The sequence below is a fragment of the Marinococcus halophilus genome (genome assembly GCF_002265875.1).
GTDB classification, from domain to species: Bacteria; Bacillota; Bacilli; order Bacillales; family Marinococcaceae; genus Marinococcus; species Marinococcus halophilus.
This window is the reverse complement of sequence record NZ_NPFA01000005.1, coordinates 182,734-206,095: the sequence shown is the minus strand read 5'-3', so window position 1 is coordinate 206,095 and position 23,362 is coordinate 182,734. Positions and strand designations below refer to the sequence as shown.

General features: G+C 46.4%; 20 protein-coding genes, 1 tRNA gene and 1 other RNA gene. 3 read left to right on the top strand and 19 right to left on the bottom strand.

The genetic code is table 11. The annotated features are described in order from the left end of the window. Nucleotides 1-411: 411 nt before the first annotated feature. Complete coding sequence (locus CHL76_RS07295; RefSeq protein ID WP_371862278.1) at nt 412-2,001, bottom strand: high affinity choline transporter 1; 1,590 nt, start codon at nt 1,999-2,001, stop codon at nt 412-414. 120 nt (nt 2,002-2,121) lie between these two features. Then, nucleotides 2,122-2,691, bottom strand: a complete 570-nt coding sequence (cudC, locus tag CHL76_RS07290; protein ID WP_079474436.1) for a choline uptake/conversion transcriptional regulator CudC — start codon at nt 2,689-2,691, stop codon at nt 2,122-2,124. 342 nt (nt 2,692-3,033) lie between these two features. Between cudC and betB the strand changes: the two genes are divergently transcribed. The 3 genes from betB (at nt 3,034) to CHL76_RS07275 (ending at nt 7,667) form a co-directional block, all read left to right on the top strand. Beyond that, entirely contained in the window at nt 3,034-4,500 is a 1,467-nt protein-coding gene (gene betB / locus CHL76_RS07285) for a betaine-aldehyde dehydrogenase (RefSeq protein ID WP_079474437.1), read from the top strand. 172 nt (nt 4,501-4,672) lie between these two features. Next, on the top strand, nt 4,673-6,358 hold the full coding sequence (betA, locus tag CHL76_RS07280) for a choline dehydrogenase (protein ID WP_079474438.1): 1,686 nt from the start codon (nt 4,673-4,675) through the stop codon (nt 6,356-6,358). Between the two features lie 100 nt (nt 6,359-6,458). Beyond that, nucleotides 6,459-7,667, top strand: a complete 1,209-nt coding sequence (locus tag CHL76_RS07275; RefSeq protein ID WP_079475042.1) for an iron-containing alcohol dehydrogenase — start codon at nt 6,459-6,461, stop codon at nt 7,665-7,667. Nucleotides 7,668-7,736: 69 nt separating this feature from the next. Here CHL76_RS07275 and CHL76_RS07270 read toward each other — a convergent pair whose 3' ends face one another. The 17 genes from CHL76_RS07270 to CHL76_RS07190 form a co-directional block, all read right to left on the bottom strand. Further along, entirely contained in the window at nt 7,737-8,579 is an 843-nt protein-coding gene (locus CHL76_RS07270; protein ID WP_079474439.1) for an aldo/keto reductase, read from the bottom strand. Nucleotides 8,580-8,798: 219 nt separating this feature from the next. Continuing rightward, on the bottom strand, nt 8,799-9,692 hold the full coding sequence (locus CHL76_RS07265; RefSeq protein ID WP_094908189.1) for an ROK family protein: 894 nt from the start codon (nt 9,690-9,692) through the stop codon (nt 8,799-8,801). Nucleotides 9,693-9,709: 17 nt separating this feature from the next. Beyond that, nucleotides 9,710-11,146: a glycoside hydrolase family 1 protein gene (locus CHL76_RS07260; protein WP_094908188.1), complete on the bottom strand. Its 1,437-nt coding sequence runs from the start codon at nt 11,144-11,146 to the stop codon at nt 9,710-9,712. A gap of 27 nt (nt 11,147-11,173) precedes the next feature. Further along, nucleotides 11,174-12,061: a carbohydrate ABC transporter permease gene (locus tag CHL76_RS07255; RefSeq protein WP_233133258.1), complete on the bottom strand. Its 888-nt coding sequence runs from the start codon at nt 12,059-12,061 to the stop codon at nt 11,174-11,176. Nucleotides 12,062-12,078: 17 nt separating this feature from the next. Next, nucleotides 12,079-12,951: a carbohydrate ABC transporter permease gene (locus CHL76_RS07250; RefSeq protein WP_094908187.1), complete on the bottom strand. Its 873-nt coding sequence runs from the start codon at nt 12,949-12,951 to the stop codon at nt 12,079-12,081. A gap of 90 nt (nt 12,952-13,041) precedes the next feature. Continuing rightward, nucleotides 13,042-14,589 (bottom strand): response regulator, encoded by a 1,548-nt coding sequence (locus tag CHL76_RS07245; protein WP_158219097.1) that lies wholly within the window; start codon nt 14,587-14,589, stop codon nt 13,042-13,044. Beyond that, nucleotides 14,561-16,381, bottom strand: a complete 1,821-nt coding sequence (locus CHL76_RS07240) for a sensor histidine kinase (RefSeq protein ID WP_094908185.1) — start codon at nt 16,379-16,381, stop codon at nt 14,561-14,563. Before CHL76_RS07240 ends, CHL76_RS07245 begins: the two co-directional genes overlap by 29 nt. Nucleotides 16,382-16,488: 107 nt before the next feature. After that, on the bottom strand, nt 16,489-17,769 hold the full coding sequence (locus tag CHL76_RS07235) for an ABC transporter substrate-binding protein (protein ID WP_094908184.1): 1,281 nt from the start codon (nt 17,767-17,769) through the stop codon (nt 16,489-16,491). Nucleotides 17,770-17,947: 178 nt separating this feature from the next. Further along, the gene (locus tag CHL76_RS07230; RefSeq protein ID WP_079474446.1) at nt 17,948-18,178 is read right to left on the bottom strand and encodes a YaaL family protein; all 231 of its coding nucleotides are present in this window, start codon (nt 18,176-18,178) and stop codon (nt 17,948-17,950) included. Nucleotides 18,179-18,188: 10 nt separating this feature from the next. After that, complete coding sequence (gene recR / locus CHL76_RS07225; RefSeq protein WP_079474447.1) at nt 18,189-18,785, bottom strand: recombination mediator RecR; 597 nt, start codon at nt 18,783-18,785, stop codon at nt 18,189-18,191. A gap of 11 nt (nt 18,786-18,796) precedes the next feature. Then, the gene (locus CHL76_RS07220; RefSeq protein WP_022792923.1) at nt 18,797-19,108 is read right to left on the bottom strand and encodes a YbaB/EbfC family nucleoid-associated protein; all 312 of its coding nucleotides are present in this window, start codon (nt 19,106-19,108) and stop codon (nt 18,797-18,799) included. 19 nt (nt 19,109-19,127) lie between these two features. Further along, complete coding sequence (gene dnaX / locus CHL76_RS07215; protein ID WP_094908183.1) at nt 19,128-20,879, bottom strand: DNA polymerase III subunit gamma/tau; 1,752 nt, start codon at nt 20,877-20,879, stop codon at nt 19,128-19,130. Nucleotides 20,880-21,031: 152 nt separating this feature from the next. Further along, nucleotides 21,032-21,297, bottom strand: an RNA gene (gene ffs / locus CHL76_RS07210) — signal recognition particle sRNA large type. 86 nt (nt 21,298-21,383) lie between these two features. Beyond that, the gene (locus CHL76_RS07205; protein ID WP_079474449.1) at nt 21,384-21,554 is read right to left on the bottom strand and encodes a YycC family protein; all 171 of its coding nucleotides are present in this window, start codon (nt 21,552-21,554) and stop codon (nt 21,384-21,386) included. Between the two features lie 86 nt (nt 21,555-21,640). Then, nucleotides 21,641-22,126, bottom strand: a complete 486-nt coding sequence (tadA, locus tag CHL76_RS07200; RefSeq protein WP_371862277.1) for a tRNA adenosine(34) deaminase TadA — start codon at nt 22,124-22,126, stop codon at nt 21,641-21,643. An 83-nt stretch (nt 22,127-22,209) separates the two neighbouring features. Next, nucleotides 22,210-22,302 (bottom strand) — tRNA-Ser (locus tag CHL76_RS07195). A 125-nt stretch (nt 22,303-22,427) separates the two neighbouring features. After that, nucleotides 22,428-23,360, bottom strand: coding sequence for an ABC transporter ATP-binding protein (locus CHL76_RS07190; RefSeq protein WP_079474451.1), 933 nt, complete (start codon nt 23,358-23,360; stop codon nt 22,428-22,430). Nucleotides 23,361-23,362 lie beyond the last annotated feature (2 nt).

Genomic DNA, 23,362 nt, shown 5'->3' with positions numbered 1-23,362 from the left:
ATGCAGGAGGAATATGATACGGTAGACATGAGGCAGAATCCTTTCTCGATGGTGTTTTCGTCGATGTCATCGTACCGTATCAACGGGGATTCTGTCTCTTTTTTATTTTTAATGGAAATAATTGTTAGCAAACCTGCAACATAAGAGGAAATAAAACAGGCGCTCATCGGCATAAAAAGCACATATCAGCTAAAAAACAGCATTAATTATAGCTATTCTTTTTTATGTTTAATGGACAAATAAAGGAAATATGTTAATATAGATGCACTGAACGCCGTTAGGTATGTTGACCTTCCCGAAAACTTCCTAAGCTTCAGTATACAGCTGTAGAAGCTGTTTTTCTCTGTATATGCGGCGCTGTACGCCAAAAAGCCTGAAAGCATTGCTGCTTCCAGGCTCTTTTTTTTGATTTTATTTGGATGGCTGTTTTTCCAAAGCTTCGTTGTCATTTCGTTCATATGGCATGAGAAGCGGCTTCGGAACTGCCTTTTTCTTCGTAGCTTCAGAAACAATAAATATGAGAATAAAAGCAATGATCACAATCACCGTACGGAAAGGAAAAAGCACAATCCCGTCTTCAATCATTGGGTACGGAAGGAAGACCGGCAGGCCGATCGCGGGCTCCCCGCCACCAAGACGTAAAAAGACAGATACGATAAATGCCGTAAGAGAACCGTACACATTCGCATTTTTATAAAACAGCGCCATAGTCAGCTGCGGGAATAAAATACAAAAAATCAAATCCGATGCAAGGTACCACAGGGTATATACACTTCCAACATTTAAAGCAATCAGGGTAGAAGCCGCCCCGATAATCACAATCGAGGTCTTAATCACTTTTTTCAATTCATCGTTGGATGCTTCCGGACGAATCAGCGGACGGTATATGTTCCATGAAGCCATCGAGGATGCGGATAGAATCGAAGAGTCCATGGAGGACATAACAGCTGCGGCAAGAGCCCCGAGGCCAATCGCTGCTACCCATCCCGGCGTCAGATGCTGGAGCACCTCCGGCAGTACCATGGCCCCTGTTTCCGGAGCTGAAGTGCCAAAGGATGCCCAGTCAACATTATAGCCGATTATACCAATAAGAACAGCAGGGACAGCCGCAATAATACATACGACACCGGCAATGATCGAAAACCACATCGCCGTTTTTTCATCTTTAGCGGAAAGCACGCGCTGGAAATATACCTGCCAGGCAATGCCGCCGAAAATCAATAGAAAGGCATAGTCCCACCAGTTCCAGAAATAGTTGCCCCATTCCGGATGATTCCACCCGTCAAGCGGCGGAAAAAGGTTCGCATAGGACCCAAGATCTGCCTGATACTCGTTCCAGTTTACGCTCAAGCTGCCGGTGCTGCCAAAGGCAAACGGCAGCACTAGAAACAAACCGCCCAACAGCAGAATCATCTGTAAAAGGTCTGTATAAGCAACCGCCCACATGCCGCCAAATACGGTGTAGGCGATCGCAATAATGGCTGAAATAACAATCGACGTCGTAAAATTGATCCCTAAAATAGTACCAAATGTAGTGCCTAGTGCTGTTAGAATCGCGCCACTCCAGAACACTTCCCCCAGGAGCGCCGGAAGATACAGCAGACCACCCATTTTCTTCCCAAACCGCTGTTCGAGCGGATCAATAATGGTTTTGAATTCGTAGCGCCTCATTTTTCTGGCATAAAAAATACCGCCAATAATAAGACTGAGGGCATAACCCCAGGGCGCCTGGGCCCATACGAGGCCGTCAACGTATGTTGATTCTGCGGTACCGTTAATATAACCACCGCCTACCCAGGTGGCAGCCATGGTGAAAATCATGACTACAAGCGGTAGACTGCGTTTGGCCACCATCATGTCGTCGAGGGAATCAGATTTTTTAGCGGCAAAATAGGCGCCGACATAATACATCAAAGCATAGAAAACAAGCATGGCAATAAAGCCGCTCCACATCACTTCGTCACCAGTAGCAATTATGTAAATCAGTACCGCTGCTACCAAAAGGACGAATCCCAGACTCTTTATTAAGTTTAAATTTTTCTCTATCACAAGCAACACCTCAATTTTTTATAAAATTCTAAATATTTTGAAAAGTATCCCTAGAGAGATAATGTAAAGCTGTTATCTCTCTTTTTCATCGTCTTCTTCAACTGGAATATATTTAAACAGCTCTCCCGTTTCAATAGACTCCACGAGACGACCCAGCCATTTATAGTACTTAATCGACTGGCTGAGAATTCGCTGAATCTCCCGGGCTTCTTCTTTTATGGAATCTTCTGCTTCTTCCGACTGAATCAGCATGTCTAGTTGTTCCCAGGCGCTTTCGATGGCGCTCAAGTTTGTCCGCACTTCTCTTTCCCATTGCTGGGTAAAAAAGTTGCTGAAAAAACGGAAGAAATCCTTTTCGGCTACGTAGGTCTGCTTTCGCTTTCCGCGCCGGTGTGTTTTTTTTACGACGTTAAACTCCTGCAGCTTCCGCACCCCGGTACTCATACTCGGTTTACTCATTCCGAGTTTTTCTCTCATTTCATCCAGCGTCATATCGCCTTCAACATACATTGTCCCATACAAAGTGCCAACGCTTCTTGTAACACCGTACAAATCCATGGTCTCTGCCAGGGAATCAATGATAATGTCTTTGGCGCTTTCGAGTGACTCCCTCCATTCATCCTGGTGATGAGAATCCGTCATGGGCCCCTCCTTTTCTATTAAAAAAATTCAATTTGTTAAATATTTTCTTCACAGTCTCTAATCTTAACGTATAAAAATTTCTTGTCAAATGCCTAATCAAAAATATTGGCCTGTGCTTTTTATGTTTATTCCCGGGGAAATAAAAAGCCTTCGGATATTTTCGCACGCGCGCGAGAGAGCCTCATAAATCTTTTTTAAATTTATTTCAGGGTAACAATTTCCGGCGTTTTCAAAAGGTTTCCAAGCAGTTCTTTGACAAGATGATTGAAAGCTGTTAGATTTAAATTGTTCAAAACGTTAAATATTTTTTTAACAAAATTAATACATAGGAGGCAAATATATATGGATATTCGCATGTACATTGACGGCGAATGGGTAGAAGCTGCTAACGGCGAAACCCGGGACATCATTAACCCGCTTGACCAAAGCATTATTACACAGGCAGTGGAAGGGTCCCGTGAGGACGCTGTAAAAGCAGTACAGGCTGCCCGCCGTGCATTCGATAAAGGCACCTGGGCCTCTATCCCCGCTTCGGAGCGCGGAGCGTATGTATTAAAAATTGCCCAGCTCATCGAGCGGGATAAAGAAGAACTCGCAGAACTCGAAACGCTCGATACTGGAAAAACTATGAGTGAAAGCCGTGACGATATGGATGATATCGCCGGGGTATTCCATTACTTTGCCGGCCTGGCCGACAAAGATGGGGGTGAATATATTGCTTCTCCGCTTCCAGACTCCGACAGCAAAATTGTCCGTGAGCCTGTCGGCGTATGCGGTCAAATCACCCCCTGGAACTACCCGCTTCTGCAGGCAGCATGGAAGATCGCGCCGGCTATTGCGACCGGAAACACCATCATTGTGAAGCCAAGCGAGATTACGCCACTTACGACCGTGAAGGTATTTCAGCTGATGGAGGAAGCCGGCCTTCCGGCGGGAGTTGCCAACCTTGTACTCGGAAAAGGCACAGACGTAGGGGCAGAGCTTTCCGAAAGCGTAGACGTGGACTTGATTTCCTTTACAGGCGGTATTGAGACCGGACGTAAAATTATGCAGTCCGCTACATCCAATATGAAAAAGATCGCGCTTGAACTTGGCGGCAAAAACCCTAACATTGTTTTCGCCGATGCTGATTTCGATCTTGCCGTGGATCAGGCCCTAAACGCTGCTTTCTTCCATGCCGGCCAGGTTTGTTCCGCTGGAGCACGGCTGCTGGTGGAGGAGTCCATCCATGATGATTTTGTCAACACGCTCGTCGACCGGGTGAAAAACATTCGTCTCGGCAGTGGACAGGATGAAGAAACACAGATGGGACCGCTTATTTCCGCAGAGCACCTGAGCAAGGTCGAAAATTATATCGAAATCGGTAAACAAGAAGGAGCAACAGTTGCTGTTGGCGGCGCACGCCCGAACGACGAAACACTCCAAAAAGGTTTCTTCCTTCTGCCGACGATCTTTACCGACTGCCGCACCGACATGAGAATCGTGCAGGAAGAAATCTTCGGACCGGTACTCACCGTGGAAACCTTCACCTCTGAAGAAGAAGCCGTGGAAAAAGCGAACGATACGGTTTACGGTCTTGCCGGTGCTACGTTTACCACAGACATCAGCAAAGCCGAGCGAGTGGCTTCCGGTCTTCGTCTTGGTACTGTCTGGATCAACGACTTCCATCCTTACTTTGCCCAGGCTCCTTGGGGCGGCTACAAGCAGTCCGGCATCGGCCGTGAACTTGGCAAGGTCGGCATGGAAGAGTATACCGAAACAAAACACATCTTCCGTAACACTAATCCGGAAGCTCTGAATTTTTTCTAGATCAACAGCAACAAATAAATACACACAAACTCCCTAAATAATCTCTCGTTTTTTCCGTTGAGTAAGTATCATTTTATTAATAACTCTCTACGAAATAACATAGTTGGAGCAAAAGTTATTATATAGCTTCACACACATCGTTACACAAAGAAAATCTTTGGGGGTGCACAATATGAGTGAAACATTTGATTATGTAATTATTGGTGGAGGCAGTGCAGGATCTATACTTGCGAACCGGTTAAGCGCCGATAAAAATAATAGCGTGCTTGTACTAGAAGCAGGGCGAAGTGACTATGCTTGGGACTTACTGATTCAGATGCCGGCGGCACTGCCGTTTCCAGCAGGAAAGAGTCTCTATGACTGGAAGTATCTGTCTGATCCGGAACCATACATGAACGGTCGCCGCATTAAGCATGCGCGAGGAAAAGTACTCGGCGGATCTAGCTCTATTAACGGAATGATTTACCAGCGCGGAAATCCCCTCGATTATGAACGATGGGGGGCAGATGAAGGTATGGATGAGTGGAACTACGCGCACTGTCTTCCATATTTCAAGCGGTTGGAAAACACGCTAGCGGCTGAAAAAGATGACGAATTCCGCGGGCAGGAAGGTCCGCTAAAGCTGGAACGGGGGCCAGCAACGAGTCCGTTGTTCCAAGCGTTTTTTGAGTCAGCTGTAGAAGCAGGCTATACGCGCACACCGGACGTGAACGGTTACCGTCAGGAAGGATTCGGACCGTTTGACAAGCATATCCATAAAGGCAGAAGAATGTCTGCTTCCCGTGCATTTTTACACCCGGTTATGAATCGGAAAAACCTTACTATAAGAACCCGTGCGTTTGTTGAAAGCATAGATTTTAACGGGACAAAGGCAGAAAGTGTAACATATCAACACAATGGCAAAACGCTGAAGGTGAATGCAGGAGAGGTCATTCTTTCCGGTGGCGCGATCAATTCTCCGCAGATGCTTCAGCTTTCCGGAGTTGGAGACGCAGAACACCTTCGTTCGCTTGGAATCGAGCCGGTAGCTGACCTGCCGGGTGTCGGTGAAAATCTGCAAGACCATTTGGAAGCATATATTCAGTATTCCTGCCCACAGCCGGTTTCCATGCAGCCAAGCTTGAATAAGTTGAAAATGCCTTGGATAGGTCTGCAGTGGCTTCTTGGCCGTAAAGGTCCCGCAGCGTCGAATCATTTTGAAGGAGGAGGATTTGTCCGCTCTAACGAAACTGTTCCTTATCCGAATTTAATGTTTCACTTTCTCCCAGTAGCAGTACGCTATGACGGCAAGAAAGCAGATACGAAGCACGGATTCCAAGTGCACGTTGGGCCAATGTATTCTGATGCACGAGGAAGCTTGAAGATCCGCTCCAGGGATCCAAAGGAGCATCCAAGCATGGTGTACAACTATCTTTCCACGGAACAGGATAGACGCGAGTGGGTTGAAGCGATCCGTATTTCCCGTGAAATCATGGCACAACCAGCCATGAAACCATTTAATTCCGGAGAGATTGCTCCAGGGGACGCTGTACAGACAGACGAAGAGATTCTGGAATGGGTTGCCAATGATGCCGAAACGGCGCTGCACCCGAGCGGTACTGCGAAAATGGGACCTGCTTCAGACCCAATGGCAGTTGTTGATCCGAAGACGATGAAAGTGCATGGAGTCGAAAATCTTCGCGTAGTAGATGCATCCGTCATGCCTTATGTGACGAACGGAAACATCCATGCACCAGTACTCATGATCGCTGAAAAAGCAGCGGATCTAATTCTTGAGCAACAGCCACTCGAACCGATGAATACAAAATTTTATCGTCACGGTGTTGATCCGTCGGATGCAGGGACAATTAAGTCCTAAAATAAAATATAAAAAGGATTCTTTTTATCCAGCGCAGCTTTTTGTAAAAGCCCTTGCTTTGGAAAAAAGGATTTTTTCATTCATTAAGGAGGTTTTTCCCATGAGCATGAATATGAAAGTCGAAAGCATGTTAAGCTATCATACATTTGAAGTACCCACGGCAATCAAACACGGCATCGGTGCCATTAAACATATTGGGGAAGAAATCAAAGCCTTCGGCTCTGACAAAGTACTGCTCGTCACAGACCCGGGCATCCATAATGCAGGTGTAACAAAGCCTGTCATCAAAAATCTTGAAGCATCTGGTGTAGAGATCGTTCTCTTCAACAAAGTAGAGCCAAACCCTCCCGTACGCCTGATTGAAGAAGGATCCAAATTTTACACAGCAGAAAACTGCAACGGCCTGGTCGCTGTTGGCGGCGGAAGCTCGATGGACACTGCAAAGGCTATCGGTGTTGAAGCTACCCACGAAGGCTCGATTCTCGATTACGAAGCTGCCGAGGGCAAAAAACCGCTCGAGCGCCGCATTCCTCCATTCATCACCGTACCAACAACAGCAGGCACCGGCTCTGAAGTAACCCAGTGGGCGGTAATCACAGACGAAGACCGCGAATTTAAATTTAACACCGGCGGACCGCTCATTCCGGCATACGTCACTATTATCGATCCGGAGCTGCATGTTTCCATGCCTCCGCATGTAACTGCAATGACCGGTATTGATGCGATAGCTCACGCGGTTGAATGCTATACAATGAAATTCGCCCAGCCTGTCACAGACGCAGTAGCGCTGCTTGCAATTGAGTACGCTGCAAAATATATCCGCCGTGCCTACGCCGACGGCGAAGACCTTGAAGCCCGTTACGGCATGGCCCAGGCAGCAATGCTTGCAGGGCTTTCCTACGGCAGTGAATCTGCAGGTGCTGCTCATGCCATGAGCCAGACACTTGGCGGTATCATTCCAGTAGCCCACGGCCAGTGCGTAGCAGCTATGATGGGGCCGGTCATGGAATACAACTGGAAAGGTGCACCCGAGCGTTTTGCACGTGTTGCCCAGGCCTTTGGCATCGACACGGCCCGGATGAGCACTGAAGAAGCAGCTAAAGCTTCTGTTCAGTATATGTATGAACTCGCAGAAGAGCTCGATATTCCTTCTCTCGAAGCACAGGGCGTAAATCCTGACATGACTGAGCGTCTTGCCAAAGAAGCAATGAACGATCCGCAGACAGAAGGCAACCCTCGCGACTTGAACGTATCCGACTACGAATGGATCTACAAGCGCTGCTTCCACCAGGTGCCAAAAACCGTTTAATTCTATTCTTACGCAAAAGCCGGAAAGAGGCAGATCCTCTTCCCGGCTTTTTTACCCTATGACATGGGTTTAAAACTCTTCGTACACCGCCGGGTCCTGATCGTTTGTACGTCCGTCCGGGCGGGTTAATGATGCAAGCAATTCCATTTCCTGCTCATCGAGCGAAAAGGAAAAGATCGAAAGGTTTTCAATCTGCCGGCGGGGGGACATTGATTTTGGTATCGGTACCGTACCCAATTGGTAATGCCAGCGAAGAATAATTTGAGAGACTGTTTTATTATGATTATTTGCTATTTTACGGATCGTTTCATCCTGCAGCACATCACTGGCCTTCGCCAGTGGACTCCAGGATTCGGTTTGAATATCATGCTTTTCATGCCATTTTCTTGACTCTTCCTGATTAAAATATGGGTGAAGCTCAATCTGGTTAATGCTTGGCTTCACGCCCGTTTCTTTTTCGAGATGCTCCAGGTGCTCTGGCAAAAAGTTGCATACTCCAATGGAACGGACAAGCCCCCATTTTTTCGCCTCAATCAGCGCCTGCCACGCTTCAACGTAATGTCCCTGCTTCGGGTTGGGCCAATGAATCAAATACAGGTCGTAATAATCCAGCCCCGCGCGGTACAATGACTCCTGAATCGCTGGTACAGCTTTTTCATACTCCTGGTAACGCCCGGGCAGCTTGGATGTGATCCGAAGCTCCTGTCTCGGAACAGAGCTTCGCCGCACAGCTTCTCCTACTGTCCCTTCATTTTCATAGTTGTAGGCCGTATCGAGCAGGCGATATCCTGCATGGATCGCCCGGTCTACAGCGTTGGCTCCTTCATTTCCATTTAACGCGTATGTTCCAAATCCGATAGCCGGAAGCGTCAGGCCATCATTCAGGCGGATCTCCGGAATAGAGTTGCTCATCAGTTACTCATCCTTTCCATAGCAGCTTGAAATATGGTTATGCTTTTACCCGGTACTTATCTTCCCTTTTTGGAATAGTTAATAACCTAAACTCCTGTTTATCAAATACACTAAAAAGCCGGATAGAGAATAAACCCTTCCCCGGCTCTTCAATTTATTTTAATATTATACAGTTGCTTTTGCCGAACATCCGACATTTTATACTAAGGAGGTTTTCAGCTACTCTTTTTTCATTTCCTCTAGCCGACCATGGTAAACTGCTCCGAGAAGATTGGAATGCTGCCGGAATTTAAAAGCCGCGATAGCGGGCTTGATTTTTCCCAATGGCAGGGATGCCATAATCACATCCAATTTTTCATTCACTTTTGTAATGAGGTCTTCACGTGCGCTTATGCCGCCGCCAATAGTAATTAATTCCGGATCATACATATACTGCAGATTGTAAATCCCAGCCGCTACATAATAATAAAACTTTTCTACAGCCTCAACCGCCTCCTGATCGTGTTCATCTGCAAGCCGAAAGATATCTTCTCCCGTATAGTCTTCAGAATTTTTCTGTTTAGCATTCGCAAAACGGCGCACTAAGGCCTGTGTCGAGGCCAGCCCGCTCCACGTCTGGTTAAACCCCGGCTCCTCTGTATTTAACAGCATGTAGCCAAACTCGCCTCCATGTAGATGGTTTCCCCGGTGCAGCACCCCGTCCTTAATAATCGCCCCGCCAATACCTGTACCGATAACTACCGACAGCATATTCCGGACCTCGGACCCTGCTCCTTTCCACACTTCCGCATATGCTGCACAATTCGCATCGTTTTCCATATATACCGGCAGCTGCACTCGTTTCTGCAGCAGGTTTTTTATGTTCGGGCCATGTAAATAGGGAAGAGCGCTGGATCCCTGCACCACCCCTTCTTCGGTTACTGCCCCAGGCGAGCTCATCGTGACTGCCTTTACGGGAAATAATTTTTCTGAGAGCCTTCCCACTGTTTCCACTAAATCATCGATACTAACGGGGCTTTTGGTTTTTTCTTTTAATTGAATCGTGCCCTCCTCTGTGATTAAAGCATACTTCATAAAGGTTCCGCCCAGATCCACCGCCAGATACGTATTCATTTCATCCCCCGTTCTTTTTATTTGTAAGGTTCTTCTTCCACCTTAAGTTTACGGGTTTTAATTACATCCTGGAACCAATAGGCAGACTTTTTCATGGTTCGGTCCCGATTGTTATCCAGGTCGATGGAAACGAGGCCGTACCGGTTTTTAAACGCGTTCATTGGAGAGACATTGTCCGAAAAGGCCCACAGCATATATCCCCGGCAGTTCACGCCTTCGTTGATGGCCGCCAGCAGCCACGATAAATGCTCGGTAATAAACGCAATCCGGTAATCATCCTGAATAATGCCTTCCTCATTTTTGAATCGCTGTTCGTTTTCGACCCCCATCCCGTTTTCCGCAATAAACCATTCGATGTTTCCATACTCTTCTTTCATGCGGATCGCCATGTCATACATAATACGGGGAAAGATTTCCCACCCGCGGTAAGGATTCATCTTTTTCCCGGGGAGGTCGAAGGGGTCGTAATAGTACCTTGGATGAAACGGGACCTGCTCGTTCCACCCGGACGTCCGTGCCTGCACGCGGTGGGGAAAATACAAATTTAGTCCGACGTAGTCCACGGTATAGCTGCGGATCGTATCCAAGTCTTCCTCGGCCGCTGTAAAGGCAATATCGTGCTTGTGCATCAGTTCATACAACTCTTCCGGATATTCCCCTTTGATTGTCGGATCTAGAAACATCCGGTTAAAAAACAGGTCATGCTTGTGCGCCGCTTCCTGATCATGAGGCGCTGTCGACCGGGCATAGGTGACTTCCGGATTGAGGATGACACCGATTTTCGCTCCGGTGCGCTCCGCGAGCTGTTTTTCCCGGAACAATTTCACGACACGGGCGGTGGCAAGCGTTTTATGAAAGTTCCATTGCATCCATTTTTGAGTGTTTTGTTCAAACGGATAACGAATCGCATCCAAATACATGCGGGTCTGCGGCACGATGGGCTCATTAAACGTCAGCCAGTGTTTGACCCGGTCGCCGAGTCGGTTCATCACTTGTTCCGCGTATTTTTCAAACAACCGAACGACATGCTTGGATTCCCATCCGCCGTACCGTTCAAACAGCTCGGCCGGAATCTCGTAATGCTCAAGGCAGATCATCGGCTCCACGCCCTGGGCGATTAATTCGTCCACCATGTCTTCCACGTAGGAAGCATATTCTTCATCGACGATAGCGTTTTCATAATCGGTTAAAAACCGGGACCAGTTCACCGAGGTACGAAAATGCGTCAGGCCGATGGTTTTCATGTAGCTGATATCCTCTTTGTACCGATTCCGGAAATCCGTGGCTATGGCTGGCCCGTAGCCGTCATGCCAGACATGCCGATGGTTTTTATACCAAAGGTCCATGTAGGAATCCTGGCTTTCCTTCTTCCCGGACCAGCCCTCCGACTGCCAGGCCGACAGCGCGGCCCCAAGCATAAAATTTTCAGGAATAGTTACTGTATGAGTAGACATATTTTCAGCTCCTTCATATTCAAAGTATCAGCCTTTTACAGCTCCCTGTGTCATGCCTTCAACAATTTGCTTTTCCATGAGCAGATAAAAAATGATTGTAGGGACCAGCACAAGAGTTAATCCCGCCATCTGAGCCGGATAGTTTGTTGTGTAGGCGCCTGCAAAGTTTGCCAGGCCGAGCGGCAGTGTCTGAAGCGCTTCGTCGCTGATAAGCACCAGGGCAAAGGCAAACTCGTTCCAGTTGTTAATAAAGTTGATGATAACTGCCGTAGCAATCGCCGGCCTTGTCATTGGCAGAATAATGGACCAAAAGATACGAAATACCCCGCATCCGTCCATAATCGCTGATTCCTCCATTTCCTTCGGAAAAGAACTCATAAAGCTAGTAAGTAAAAATACTGTGATAGGAAGGTTAAACGCCACGTACGGGAAGATCAGTGCCCAATACGTATTCAGAATCCCTAAATTCTGCATAAGAATATACATTGGCACAAGAGTGGCATGGATTGGAATCAAAAGGCCGATCACGAGAAATCCATAAATGAACTTTTTCCCCCGGAACTCAAACCTGGATAAAAAGTACGCCGCAAGCGCGCCCGAAAAAATAGAAATTAACACAGCTGCCGCTCCAACCAGTACGCTGTTAAAGAAGAAAGTGCCGATATTTGCCGTGACCCACGCATCCTGAAAGTTTTCAAACACCCACTGAGCCGGGAGGCCGAACGGGTTTAATGAAAAATCCTGGCTCGTTTTGAAAGCATTCATAATCATCCAGAAGATAGGGTACGCATTCACGATTGTAAATAAAATTAAAATGATATATACGAGCGTCCTACGGAGCTTTCGTTTTGTTTTTGCCACGGCGTCCCGGTCGACGGCAGTCATTTCTCTTGGCTCTGCTTTATTTCCCATCATATTTTTTTCTCCTTTCCTTATGCTCTCTTAACACCCATTACTTTTGTTGTGATTAAAATCAGGATCAGGCTGAATACGAGAATTAAAATCGAAAGCGCGCTTCCATACCCGTAGCTCAGGCCTTCAAATGTTTCACTGTACATATAGGTGGCCATTACTTCTGTGGAATGCGCGGGGCCGCCCTGGGTCATAACATAAATCAAATCAAATGTTTTTAAACTGCCGCTTATGCACAAAACAATCGCGACCAAAATGACGTTTCGGATGGAAGGGAGCGTAATGTGTACGATCTTGTGCCACTCCCCGGCCCCGTCAAGCTCTGCTGCTTCAAGCAGTTCCTTCGGAATCGTCTGGAGGGCGGAAAGGAAAATAATAAAGTACAGGCCAACAAACTGCCAAACTATCGTAATTAAAATAGCAAATATGGCGGAATCCGGGTCGCCGAGCCAGTTCTGCTGGAGAAAACCAAGTCCTGTAGTCTCCAGTAAATTGTTAAGAAGCCCCTGCTCTGAGTTGTAGATCATCCTCCATGTAATAGAGATTACAACAGTCGAAATAACCACTGGAAGAAAACCGATCGTGCGGAAGAACTTCGCTCCTTTAATTTTCCGGTTTAATAACAGAGCCAATCCCAGACCAATCGGAATTTGTCCAAGCACAGAGGCAAGTACCACCAAAATGTTATTACGCAGTGACAGCCAGAACGTCGAATCCTGAAAGGCAGTAACGTAATTTTCTATTCCGACAAAGTTCATAGCAGAAAACCCGTCCCAGGCCATAAAGGAATAGTAGAAAGAAATAAAAATCGGAATAATGCCAAACACCATATAAATAATCAATGGCAGCACTAAACCTAAACCAATTTTCCATGGACTTCTGAGCAAGTGCATTTTTTCACCCCTTTTAGAAAACGCTTACATTTAGATTATAAAAGGAGCTGCCGAGACAAAAAATCGACTTTTTTAACATAACATCCACATTTATTGAGTATTTGTTGTATTCATGGCGCGGTATTGCGTAGGGGTCGTTCCTTTATATTTTTTGAATACCTTCACAAAGTATTTGTATTCGCTGTAGCCGACATACTCGGCGATCTCAAATACCCGGTTTGACGTAGTCAACAACAGCTCTGAAGCTTTTTCGATACGCAGGGTATTTAAATAATCTGAAAAGCTCAGCCCCGTTTCCTGTTTGAATAATATACTGAAATAATTAGGAGTAATGAAATGGGTTTCCGCGATCGCTTTTGCCTGTAAATCATGCTGATAGTTGTGTTTCATGTAATAAAGCACCTGATCAATGATCCAATTGGTTTCCTTCCTGTTTGATAAAGCCCCGGCCATGCGAAGCATATCCTCCATGAAGAAGCTTTGAATATCTTCGGGCGTATTGTAAATACGCGTATCAACGTCCTGTTGAAGCTTAAACTCGTTGATATCAAATGTTCGTTCCTGGACTTGGGAAAACACTTTATTCTTTATTACTACTTCAAGCTCCCTCATTATACGGAAGACTGGATCAACGGCTGTATCTTTTTCGATTAGTTCATCAAATACTTCCTGTACCAGCTCTTTTGCTTCTGCCGCCTGCCCTCCCATAATACAAACGGCCAGCTGGTCTTTGAAGGCTTTTGAGGCAGAAAAAGAAGCTTCCTGAAGCTCATCGTTCCCTCCCACTGTAACGCCCTTAGTGGTTCCTCTGATAAGGGTTAAAAGTGTGTCTGCTTGTTCATAAAGCACTCGTATGTCTTGAAAGGAGCCGGGGGCGGATAACGCTGCCTGCATTTTTATCCCTTTTGCTTCGACCTGCTTTTGAAGTTTTTCGAGGTGATCCTCTGTTACTGACAGGCTTGAGTCATCCCCGCAGCATACATATATCCATTCGTTCTCATGCTTCCATATACGGATGAACTGCTGGCTCCATACCGCAATTTTTTCTTCAATCATTGCCATCAAATGTTCTTTCTGCCCTTCCTGCTCTATTTTTTCCTTCCCACGGGCATATTCTTTTATTTCTGCGACCACTACGCAGCAGCTTTTATAGTGCTTCTCCCATCGATTAATTTCTTCAGTCGTAATATAATGACGAAATAACTGTTTTTGTATCGTAAGCTTTAGTTGCTCCCGAAGATCACTATAATTATTCTCAGAGAAACTTTTTTTATGCTGAAGACGTTTTACAATAGACAGCAGCTCTTCAATATCGATCGGCTTCAGTAAAAAGTCGTTTACCCCCAGCCGCAGAGCCTGTCTGGCATATTCAAATTCGTCATAGCCACTGAACATAATCACTTCCACATACGGATGAAGCGCTGTCAATTCTTCCGTTAAAGCAAGACCGTCCATGTTAGGCATGGTAATGTCCGTAAGAACTATATCTATTTTATGCTTGTTCAATATCTCCAATGCCTGCAGGCCATCATAGGCTATTCCTTTTACTTCTACATCAATGCTTTCCCAGTCGATCGTTTGCGAAAGCCCTTCACAAATCATAGGTTCATCATCCACGATCAATATTTTCGTTGCCATTTGTCTCCCCCTCCTCTTTGTTGAGGTGTGATTCATTATTTTTTTCTTTCAGAATAGGAAAACGAATCTGAATATGCGTTCCTTCTGCCGCCGGCACTATATTCAGACCAAATCTCTCCCCGTAAGTATTGGCAATGCGTTTCTCAATATTTTGCAGAGCAAACCCTTGTCGTGACTCAGGCGCGCTGCTTTTTAATTCTTTAATATCCTCCGCTTCAATACCGACTCCATTGTCTATAACATCTATAATCAGCGCTTCTTCAAGCTGGTAAGCGCGAACCTTAATATGAATTGTCTGCTTCTTTGCCCCCATTCCATGCTCGATGCTGTTTTCAATTAAGGGCTGCACGATCATTTTCATCACCGGCACGTGCTCCAATCCTGTCTCTACAAACAACGAGTAGTGAAGCTTTGCCCCCATCCTTCTTTTTTGAAGCTCCAGATAACTTTTCGCACTTACTAATTCCTCTTCAACGCCCACCCAGGTGTTGCCTTTACTTAACGTGTGCCGAAAAATCCGGGAAAGGTCTTCGATGCTTTTACCGGTATTTGGAGCTTTCTCTAGCCTCGCTGACCATCGAATCATATCCAGGGTATTATATAGAAAATGCGGATTGATCTGGCTCTGCATCGCCTTCAGCTCTGATTCCTTTGTTTTAAGCTCCAGCTTGTACTTCGTATTGATCAGTGACTGAATTTCCTGCACCATCCGGTTAAAGCGTCTGCTTAATGTTCCGATTTCATCCTTGGAAGCGACTTCGACCCGGGCCGTAAAATCACCTTTTTCCACTCTTCGAATTTCTCGTGTTAATGCCCCGATCGGTTTCAACACGAACATGAAAAAACCTATAATGACAAGAATACTTAAAATAATGGTGCCAATGATAATTCCGGCAGTAATGTGACGTACGTTAGAAAGCTCTGTTGCTATATACGATTCTTTCACCATGGAAACAAGATATAAATCTTCGAGCTGCTTGGAAGAAACATAATAATCTTCACCGTTGTAGCTGTATTTGAAGGGCTCTTCCTGTTCATTTTTTATGCGCCGCATAAGAGTTTGGTCGGAAAAAGAACGCCCAGCGGTTTCTTTGTCTGCATGAAGCATTAACGTTCCATCTTCCCTCAACACAAATAAGTCGCTGGACTCATTTTCCAGGTCACTCATCAAGTAATCATACAATTGCTGCTCATTTAAGTGGATGCGTACCTCTCCTATCGAGTTGGTGAAATCATATCGGCTGTTAATCTGGCGAAACAGGCTGATCACTTTTTTCTCTTCAGTCGGAAAACCTGTCTGCACTTCATAAGGATCTGTCCACAGGACCTGTCCCTCCCGCTCTCTCGAAGCCGTGATCCACTTTTTATTTTCGTTTTCTATATAGTCCCCCATCATAATGGAACGTCCATTCTCTCCTTCAATAAACACGGACTGGAAGTAGTTTTTATTTGTTAAATGAAAGGTAAAAAATGCACGCAGATTTTCATTCATGTTGCTGAATTCTTCTACTGTGGCCTCCCCGTCTTCAAAGGTCAAATATTGGTAAAATTCGTTATTATATATAATATATTCCGAGATATCCTCAATCTCTCTCATCGTATTATTTAAATCAGCTTCAATAGAGGAAAGGTTTTGGTTGGACGTTTCAAGCGCCTGCTGGCGGAGGATATTGTTGGATTGGTAAAAAAAGATGGCACTCACGGCTAAAATAGGGAGCGTAGCCAGACAGAGAAATATGATGGTTGATTTTGTTTTGAGGCTCCAGTCCTTTATTGGAAGCTTTTTACGCACTACACCGCCCTCCTTTCCTGGAACAAAAAGAAGGATAAACCTGAAATCCGGTCATCCTCCTTTTATTTAGTATATATGAAATCATGTTTGATAACAGAACGGCTTAATTATTCTACTTCGTCTTGCAGGGCTTCCCCAATTTCTTCCGGAGTCGTTTCTCCAAGGGTTAAAGCCTGCAGCTGGTTTTCAAGCTCATCATTTAAGCTCGGCGTAAGAGTGGCGTCATACACTGGCGCATTTTCGGCTTCCTGCGTAATTTCCATCATTTCATTTATTAGCGGATCTAGTTCATCATTTGGATTTTCCACATTCGTTGGCACAATCCGGCCCACTGATTGAAGTTCTTTAAACAATTCTTCGTTGTAGAGCCATTTTAAGAATTCTTTGGCTGCTTCTTTTTTCTCGTCAGAGATATCACTGTTAATCGCGCTTGCGCTTCCCATAGTATTTGAGATGCTGTTACGATCGCCTAAAGGAATAGTAGTAATGCCGATATCCTGATCTTCCTGTTTATTTTCGATAATTTCAGTAGCCGCCCAGTTACCGTCCATTACCATGGCGGACTCCTCCTGTAGAAACTGGTCTATCATCTGTATACTGTCAATCGTATTCAAATCGTTATTAAAAGCTTCCATGTTGTTCAATTCTTCGATGACTTCAAGGCCCTGAATAAACTCAGGATCAGTAAATTTTCTATCTCCATTTTCCACGCCCTCCAGGAAGTCAGGACCGGTAAATCGATCCGCTATTGTGGAAATATAGACTGACTGCAAAACCCATCCTCCTGAATTCCCAAGAGAAATTGGAGTTACATCTTCTTCTTTCAAATCTTTGATAAGCTGCAGAAATCCTTCATAATCTTCAGGAAAGCTGTCATATCCGGCCTTACTCAGCATGTCCTTGTTGTAATATATAAAATGCGTCGGGTTACTATTCACCGGTACTGCGTATGTGTTGTCTTCTATTGTAAATTCATCAAAAGATCCTTCTTCCAGCAAACCACTGTCAAGCCAGTAATCTTCAATATCATCGATTGGCTCTACCGCTCCGGCTTCTACAAGCGGGCGCAGTTCTGCCCCTGGCCATACTTGGAATACATCCGGCAGATCTCCGCCGGCAGCCCTCGTATTTAACCTTGTACGATAATCATCATTGGGCGTTGTATTCACATCCAGCTGGATATCCTCATGTTCATCGTTGAATTTGTTTACTACCTCCATAAATGCTTCGAAGTCCGGACGGCCTGTGTCTGCCGATTTCCAGTAACTGAGTGTTACGACGTCGTCATCTCCTCCGCTGCCACTGTCATTACCGCAGGCAGCGAGCCCCCCAAGAGCCAGTACTCCGGCCAGTGAAGCCGCCACAGGCTTTTTCCATGTTCTCCCCATGATGTATCCCCCTCATTAATGTAATCGCTTTCAAAAGCAATCGTATCACGAGGGTTTCAATGAAGTAATACAATAAAATTTGAATAATATCTACTTTCTTAATCTGAGATTTTAGTATTATGTAAAAAAACCGCTCCAGGCTCCGGCAGTGCCAAAAGCCTGAAACGACTTTACTGTATTATTCCAAAGCAAACGGACTTGTTTTTACTTCATACCTCTGATGCCTTGCTTCTTTGAGTAAAAAAACATATTTGGCCTGATGAATTTTGAACTGGATCGTAAGCTCTTCCGAAGGCTCCACGCTTTTATTTAAAAGCCGCTGGTACTGTTCCATTTTTTCCTTCGCAGCATAGATATGGTCCTTCAGCCGTTCGAGCTCCTTTTTTTTCAGCTTTTTTTTCAGTGGCATACAAATCCCCTTACAGTTCGCGACGTCCTTCAATGGCTTTTGATAATGTTACTTCATCAGCGTATTCCAAATCCCCGCCGATCGGCAGACCATGAGCAATTCTTGTTACCTTCATGCCGGTCGGCTTTAGCAGCTTCGAAATATACATAGCTGTAGCTTCCCCCTCAATGGTCGGGTTCGTCGCAATGATCACTTCCTGAATCTGTTCATCCTGGAGCCGGGTTAACAGGTCGGGCACGTTAATATCCTCCGGCCCAATGCCGTCCATAGGGGAAATCGCCCCGTGCAGCACGTGATACAGCCCTGAAAATTCCCGCATTTTTTCCATGGCTATGACGTCTTTAACGTCCTGTACCACGCACACGACAGAGCGGTCACGCTGCTTGTCCTGGCAGATATAACATGGGTCCGTGTCGGTAATGTGGTGGCAGACCGAGCAATACGTAAGCTCCCGCTTTGCGTTAACAAGCGCTTTGGCAAACTCAAGCACATCGTCTTCTTTCATATCTAATACATAAAAAGCCAACCGGCCGGCCGTTTTTGGGCCGATGCCGGGCAGCTTCATAAAACTGTCAATTAATTGCGAAATAGGTGTCGGATACTGCACCTGATCTCCTCCTAGAACATTCCGGGAATGTTCATTCCTTTAGTAAATTTCCCCATGTCCTGCTCAACAAGCTCATCCACTTTCTTCAGTGCTTCATTCATTGCTGCAAGCATGAGATCCTGGAGCATTTCGACATCATCTGGATCAACCACATCTTCATCAATTTCAATGTCTAAAATCTGTTTGTCGCCGGAAGCTACTACCTTTACAGCTCCGCCGCCAGCCGTTGCTTCTACTGATTTTTCCTTCAGCTCTTCCTGAGCCTTCTGCATATCCTTCTGCATTTTCTGCATCTGTTTCATCATATTTGCCTGGTTTTTCATTTTAATTTCCTCCTCATATTTAGTGATCCACCACTTCGACAAACTCAGAGCCGAAGCGCCTCACTGCTTCTTCCACCAGTGGGTCCGGCGGTTCTTCCTGTGAATTTTCCGGTGCTTCCGGCGCTTCACTTTCTGCTGCCTCTGTGCCATTTTCCTGCTGGTGCTGTTTGTACTCTTCCTTAATCCTTTCCCATTCATTTGAAAGGATCGTATACGGCTCCAGTTCTTTCCCCGTGATTTCCCGCAGGGCATCAATAACTTCTTCCCGGAACTTTGTTTCAATCATATTGCGGTGCATTTCGTTTTTAAAAGACAAGAGCACGGCCGTTTCGTTGACAATCACCGGTTTGGAGTTGTTCAGCCAGGCGTGGCCGGGCACACTTCTTGCCCGCATTGCATTCATGACGCTGTTCCATTGATTGGCAAGGTCCTGCAGCTCCTGCTTCGTCGCTGTTTTTAGGATTTCTTTGACTTTACCCTGGGAAGGGAAAGAAGTAGCTCCTTTTTTGGAAGCACGCTTAGCCGGTTCAGGCTTGGGCTCTTCCGCCACCGGCGGGGCCTGCTCAGGAGCCGCAGGCGCCGCCGGTTTCTCTTTCAGGGCTTTTTCAAGCGACGCGATGCGGTTTTCCAGGCGGGCCGTTCTCTCATCGGAAGCCCCGCTTTCCGATACTGGAGCAGCCTCCTTGGCCGACGTGTGGCAGGACTGAATCAAAGCAACCTCCAAAAAGATTTTAGGATGGCTTGACCAGCGCATGTCCTGGTGAATTTTATTTAACTGATCAATCCTCTGGTAAATCCATTCTGCCGGCACCTCCGAGGAAAGGGCTTCAAATTCCTGGTCAAGCGTGGCCCGGTCCAATAGCTCCTGCATGCCCGGAGCTGCCTGGTTCAGCAGCATATCCCGGAGATAATAGATGATGTCCTCCATAAAACGGACCGGATCTTTGCCTTCCTTCACCAGACGATCTGCAGCCTGCACTGCTTCAGCTGTATTCTGTTCTTTCAATGCACGTACGGTGTCTGTTAAAAACTGCTGCGACACCGCACCGGTGATTGCCAGCACGTCTTCTGCACGAACCGCTTCTTCAGCAAACGACATCGCCTGGTCAAGCAGGCTGAGGGCATCTCTCATGCCGCCTTCAGCCGCCCGGGCAATCAGGTAAAGCGCCTGTTCTTCCGCTGTTTCCTGCTGCTCCCCGAGTATATATTTCATGCGTTCCACCAGGGTTTCCGGCTGGATACGCTTAAAATCAAAACGCTGGCAGCGGGAAACAATCGTGAGCGGAATCTTATGCGGTTCCGTCGTCGCTAAAATAAAAACAGCATGCTTCGGAGGTTCTTCCAATGTTTTCAGCAGCGCATTGAAAGCCCCAGTCGACAGCATGTGAACTTCATCGATAATATACACTTTATAACGGATATCCCTCGGAGCGGCAATCACGTTTTCGCGGATATAACGAATTTCATCCACACCATTGTTGGAGGCGGCATCAATTTCTATCACGTCAACGACTGAACCGTCCATAATGCCCGTGCAGGCGTCGCACTCATTACATGGTTCAGCTGTTGGAGCCTGCGCGCAGTTGATCGCTTTGGCGAAGATCTTAGCGGCGCTCGTTTTTCCTGTCCCTCTCGGCCCGCTGAATAAGTAAGCATGGGAGAATTTTTCCTGCACAAGGGCATTCTGAAGCGTTTTTGTAATATGTTCCTGGCCGACTACGTCTTCAAGCAGCTGCGGCCGCCACATCCGGTATAAAGCTTGATGGCCCAACCATGTTTCCCCCCTTCATTTCCGTTTCTTTCTTTATTCATTATACCTATTTATGAAGCTATTTTCAAAACTCAAACGCCGGGAGCTCGTACTTGAATATAAAAATAAAACGACCCCTGAGACGGAATCGTTTGAATGATATGTTTATAGAGCCGTGCACCTTTCTTCGACAATACTTTCATAAGCGTTACCTGCGCAGTTTGCTCGGCCCAGGCAGCTCTGCGGCACACGGAAGAATCCGCTTACTGCTGCTTCCTTCCGGACCTGACAGGGTTCGCGGGTTTCCGTTGCGCAGAACCTGGGCGTCAACACCACTTACGCAGGGCAGACCCTACAAAAATAAAGCCTCGGAAAGGGATTCGGTCTTGCTATAGCGGATTGCAAGTACAGGGCACCGCTACCTCCCCACTTAGCACGGCAAATGGGTTCACTATATTTAGGCACTTCTTATCGAAGCGCATAATAAGTATATCTATTTTTTCAGTATTATGCAACCGATGAGATTCAATCGGCAGACATAGATTTGTGCGGGCTTTTACCTGCTTCTTTTTCTTCCCACTCAGCGATTTTTTCTTTAATCAGATGAGGCGGCGTATGCATAATTTGTTCAGCCGGGACATTCAGCTTTTCAGACAACTTCTGTGCCGTTTCCACGGTAAATTGATTTGAACGCACTGGAAAACCCCCTGTTTATTCAATAATCCTGTTAAATATAGCACGGTACGCTTCTATATTCCAAATAGAATTAAACGATTGTAGAGCTATTCCCCGTTTTCTTTCTTTCTATTCTTTTTCTGATCTCTCATTTGGCGGAAAAATGAAATGAGGAGATCAGCACAAGCGGATCTTTCAACTTCAGCAGTAACGTCACAGCGATGATTAAAGCGCTCCTCCTGAAGAAGGTTCATCAACGTCCCGGCACAGCCTGCCTTTGGGTCATGTGCTCCAAAAACAACGGAGGGCACCCGGGCCTGCACAATAGCTCCCGCGCACATCGGACAGGGCTCAAGCGTGACGTAAAGTGTGCATTCTTCAAGCCGCCAGCTGTTTAAAAACGTACAGGCTTCCTGGATGGCAATCATCTCAGCATGAGCGGACGCCTGCTGATCTTCCTCCCGACGATTTCTTCCCCGCCCGATCACTTCATTTTGATAAACAATGACCGCGCCAATTGGCACTTCTCCTGCTGCTTCTGCTTGTTTTGCTTCCCGGATGGCTTCCTGCATCCAATATGTATGTAGATCCATTGCCATCTGCCCTCTTTTCCCTCGTAACGGATAGTGGCGTTAAAAAAAACTGCCGTCTGGGGCAGTTATCGCTGGTAAATTAATGGCGGAGGAGGAGGGATTCGAACCCCCGCGGGCCGCAAAGCCCCTGGCGGTTTTCAAGACCGCTCCCTTCAGCCAGACTTGGGTACTCCTCCGTGCTGAAAAATATGTAGCTTGGTGACTGACAACGATAATCATAGCACAGCCCTACCCGTTGATCAACCCATATTGAAAGAAAAATTCCCCGTTCCTTGATGAGTTTGGGAACGGGGACTTCCGTTTATACCGGAGCCTGCTGCTGCATCTCCTCAAATTCCTGGCTTGTGCACAGCACGTAATGATCCTTTGATACTTCCCGAAATTCAGGCTCTTCGCTCTGGTCATGATCTTCCGGGTTATAAGCCAGCCGGCGTCTCGTGCGTTCGTGGACCGGGTCAGGCTGGGGAATCGCAGATAAAAGTGATTTCGTATATGGATGCAGCGGATTTTTGTAAAGCTCTTCACTCGAAGCAAGCTCTACAAGACGGCCAAAATACATTACGCCAATACGGTCGCTGATATATTTCACCATAGATAGGTCATGAGCAATAAACAAATACGTTAACTCTTCTTCCCGCTGGAGCTTTTTCATTAAGTTGACGACCTGGGCCTGAATCGACACGTCGAGAGCTGAAATCGGCTCATCAGCGATAATAAATTCCGGCTTCACAGCCAGGGCACGTGCAATCCCGATCCGCTGGCGCTGGCCTCCGCTGAATTCGTGCGGGTAGCGCTCTGCGTGCTCCCGGCTTAGCCCGACCGTCTCCAACAGTTCATATACGCGCTGGCGACGCTCTTCTTTATCCTTTGCCAGGCCGTGAATATCGATGCCCTCCGCAATAATATCAATGACCTTCATCCGCGGGTTCAGCGATGAATATGGATCCTGGAAAATCATCTGCATCTGGCGGTTAAACTTCTTCAGCTCTTTCTTGGATTTCTTGCCCTGAACGTTTTCTCCCTTGAACAAAACCTCGCCGCTTGTCGCTTCGTACAGGCGGATAATCGAGCGTCCAGTCGTTGACTTTCCGCAGCCCGACTCTCCTACCAGCCCGAACGTTTCCCCTTTGTATATATCAAAATTCAAGCCGTCTACTGCCCGTACGACACTTTTTCTACCTGTTTTAAAGTGCTGACTCAGGTTTTTGATTTCCAATAATTTCTCATCACTCATAT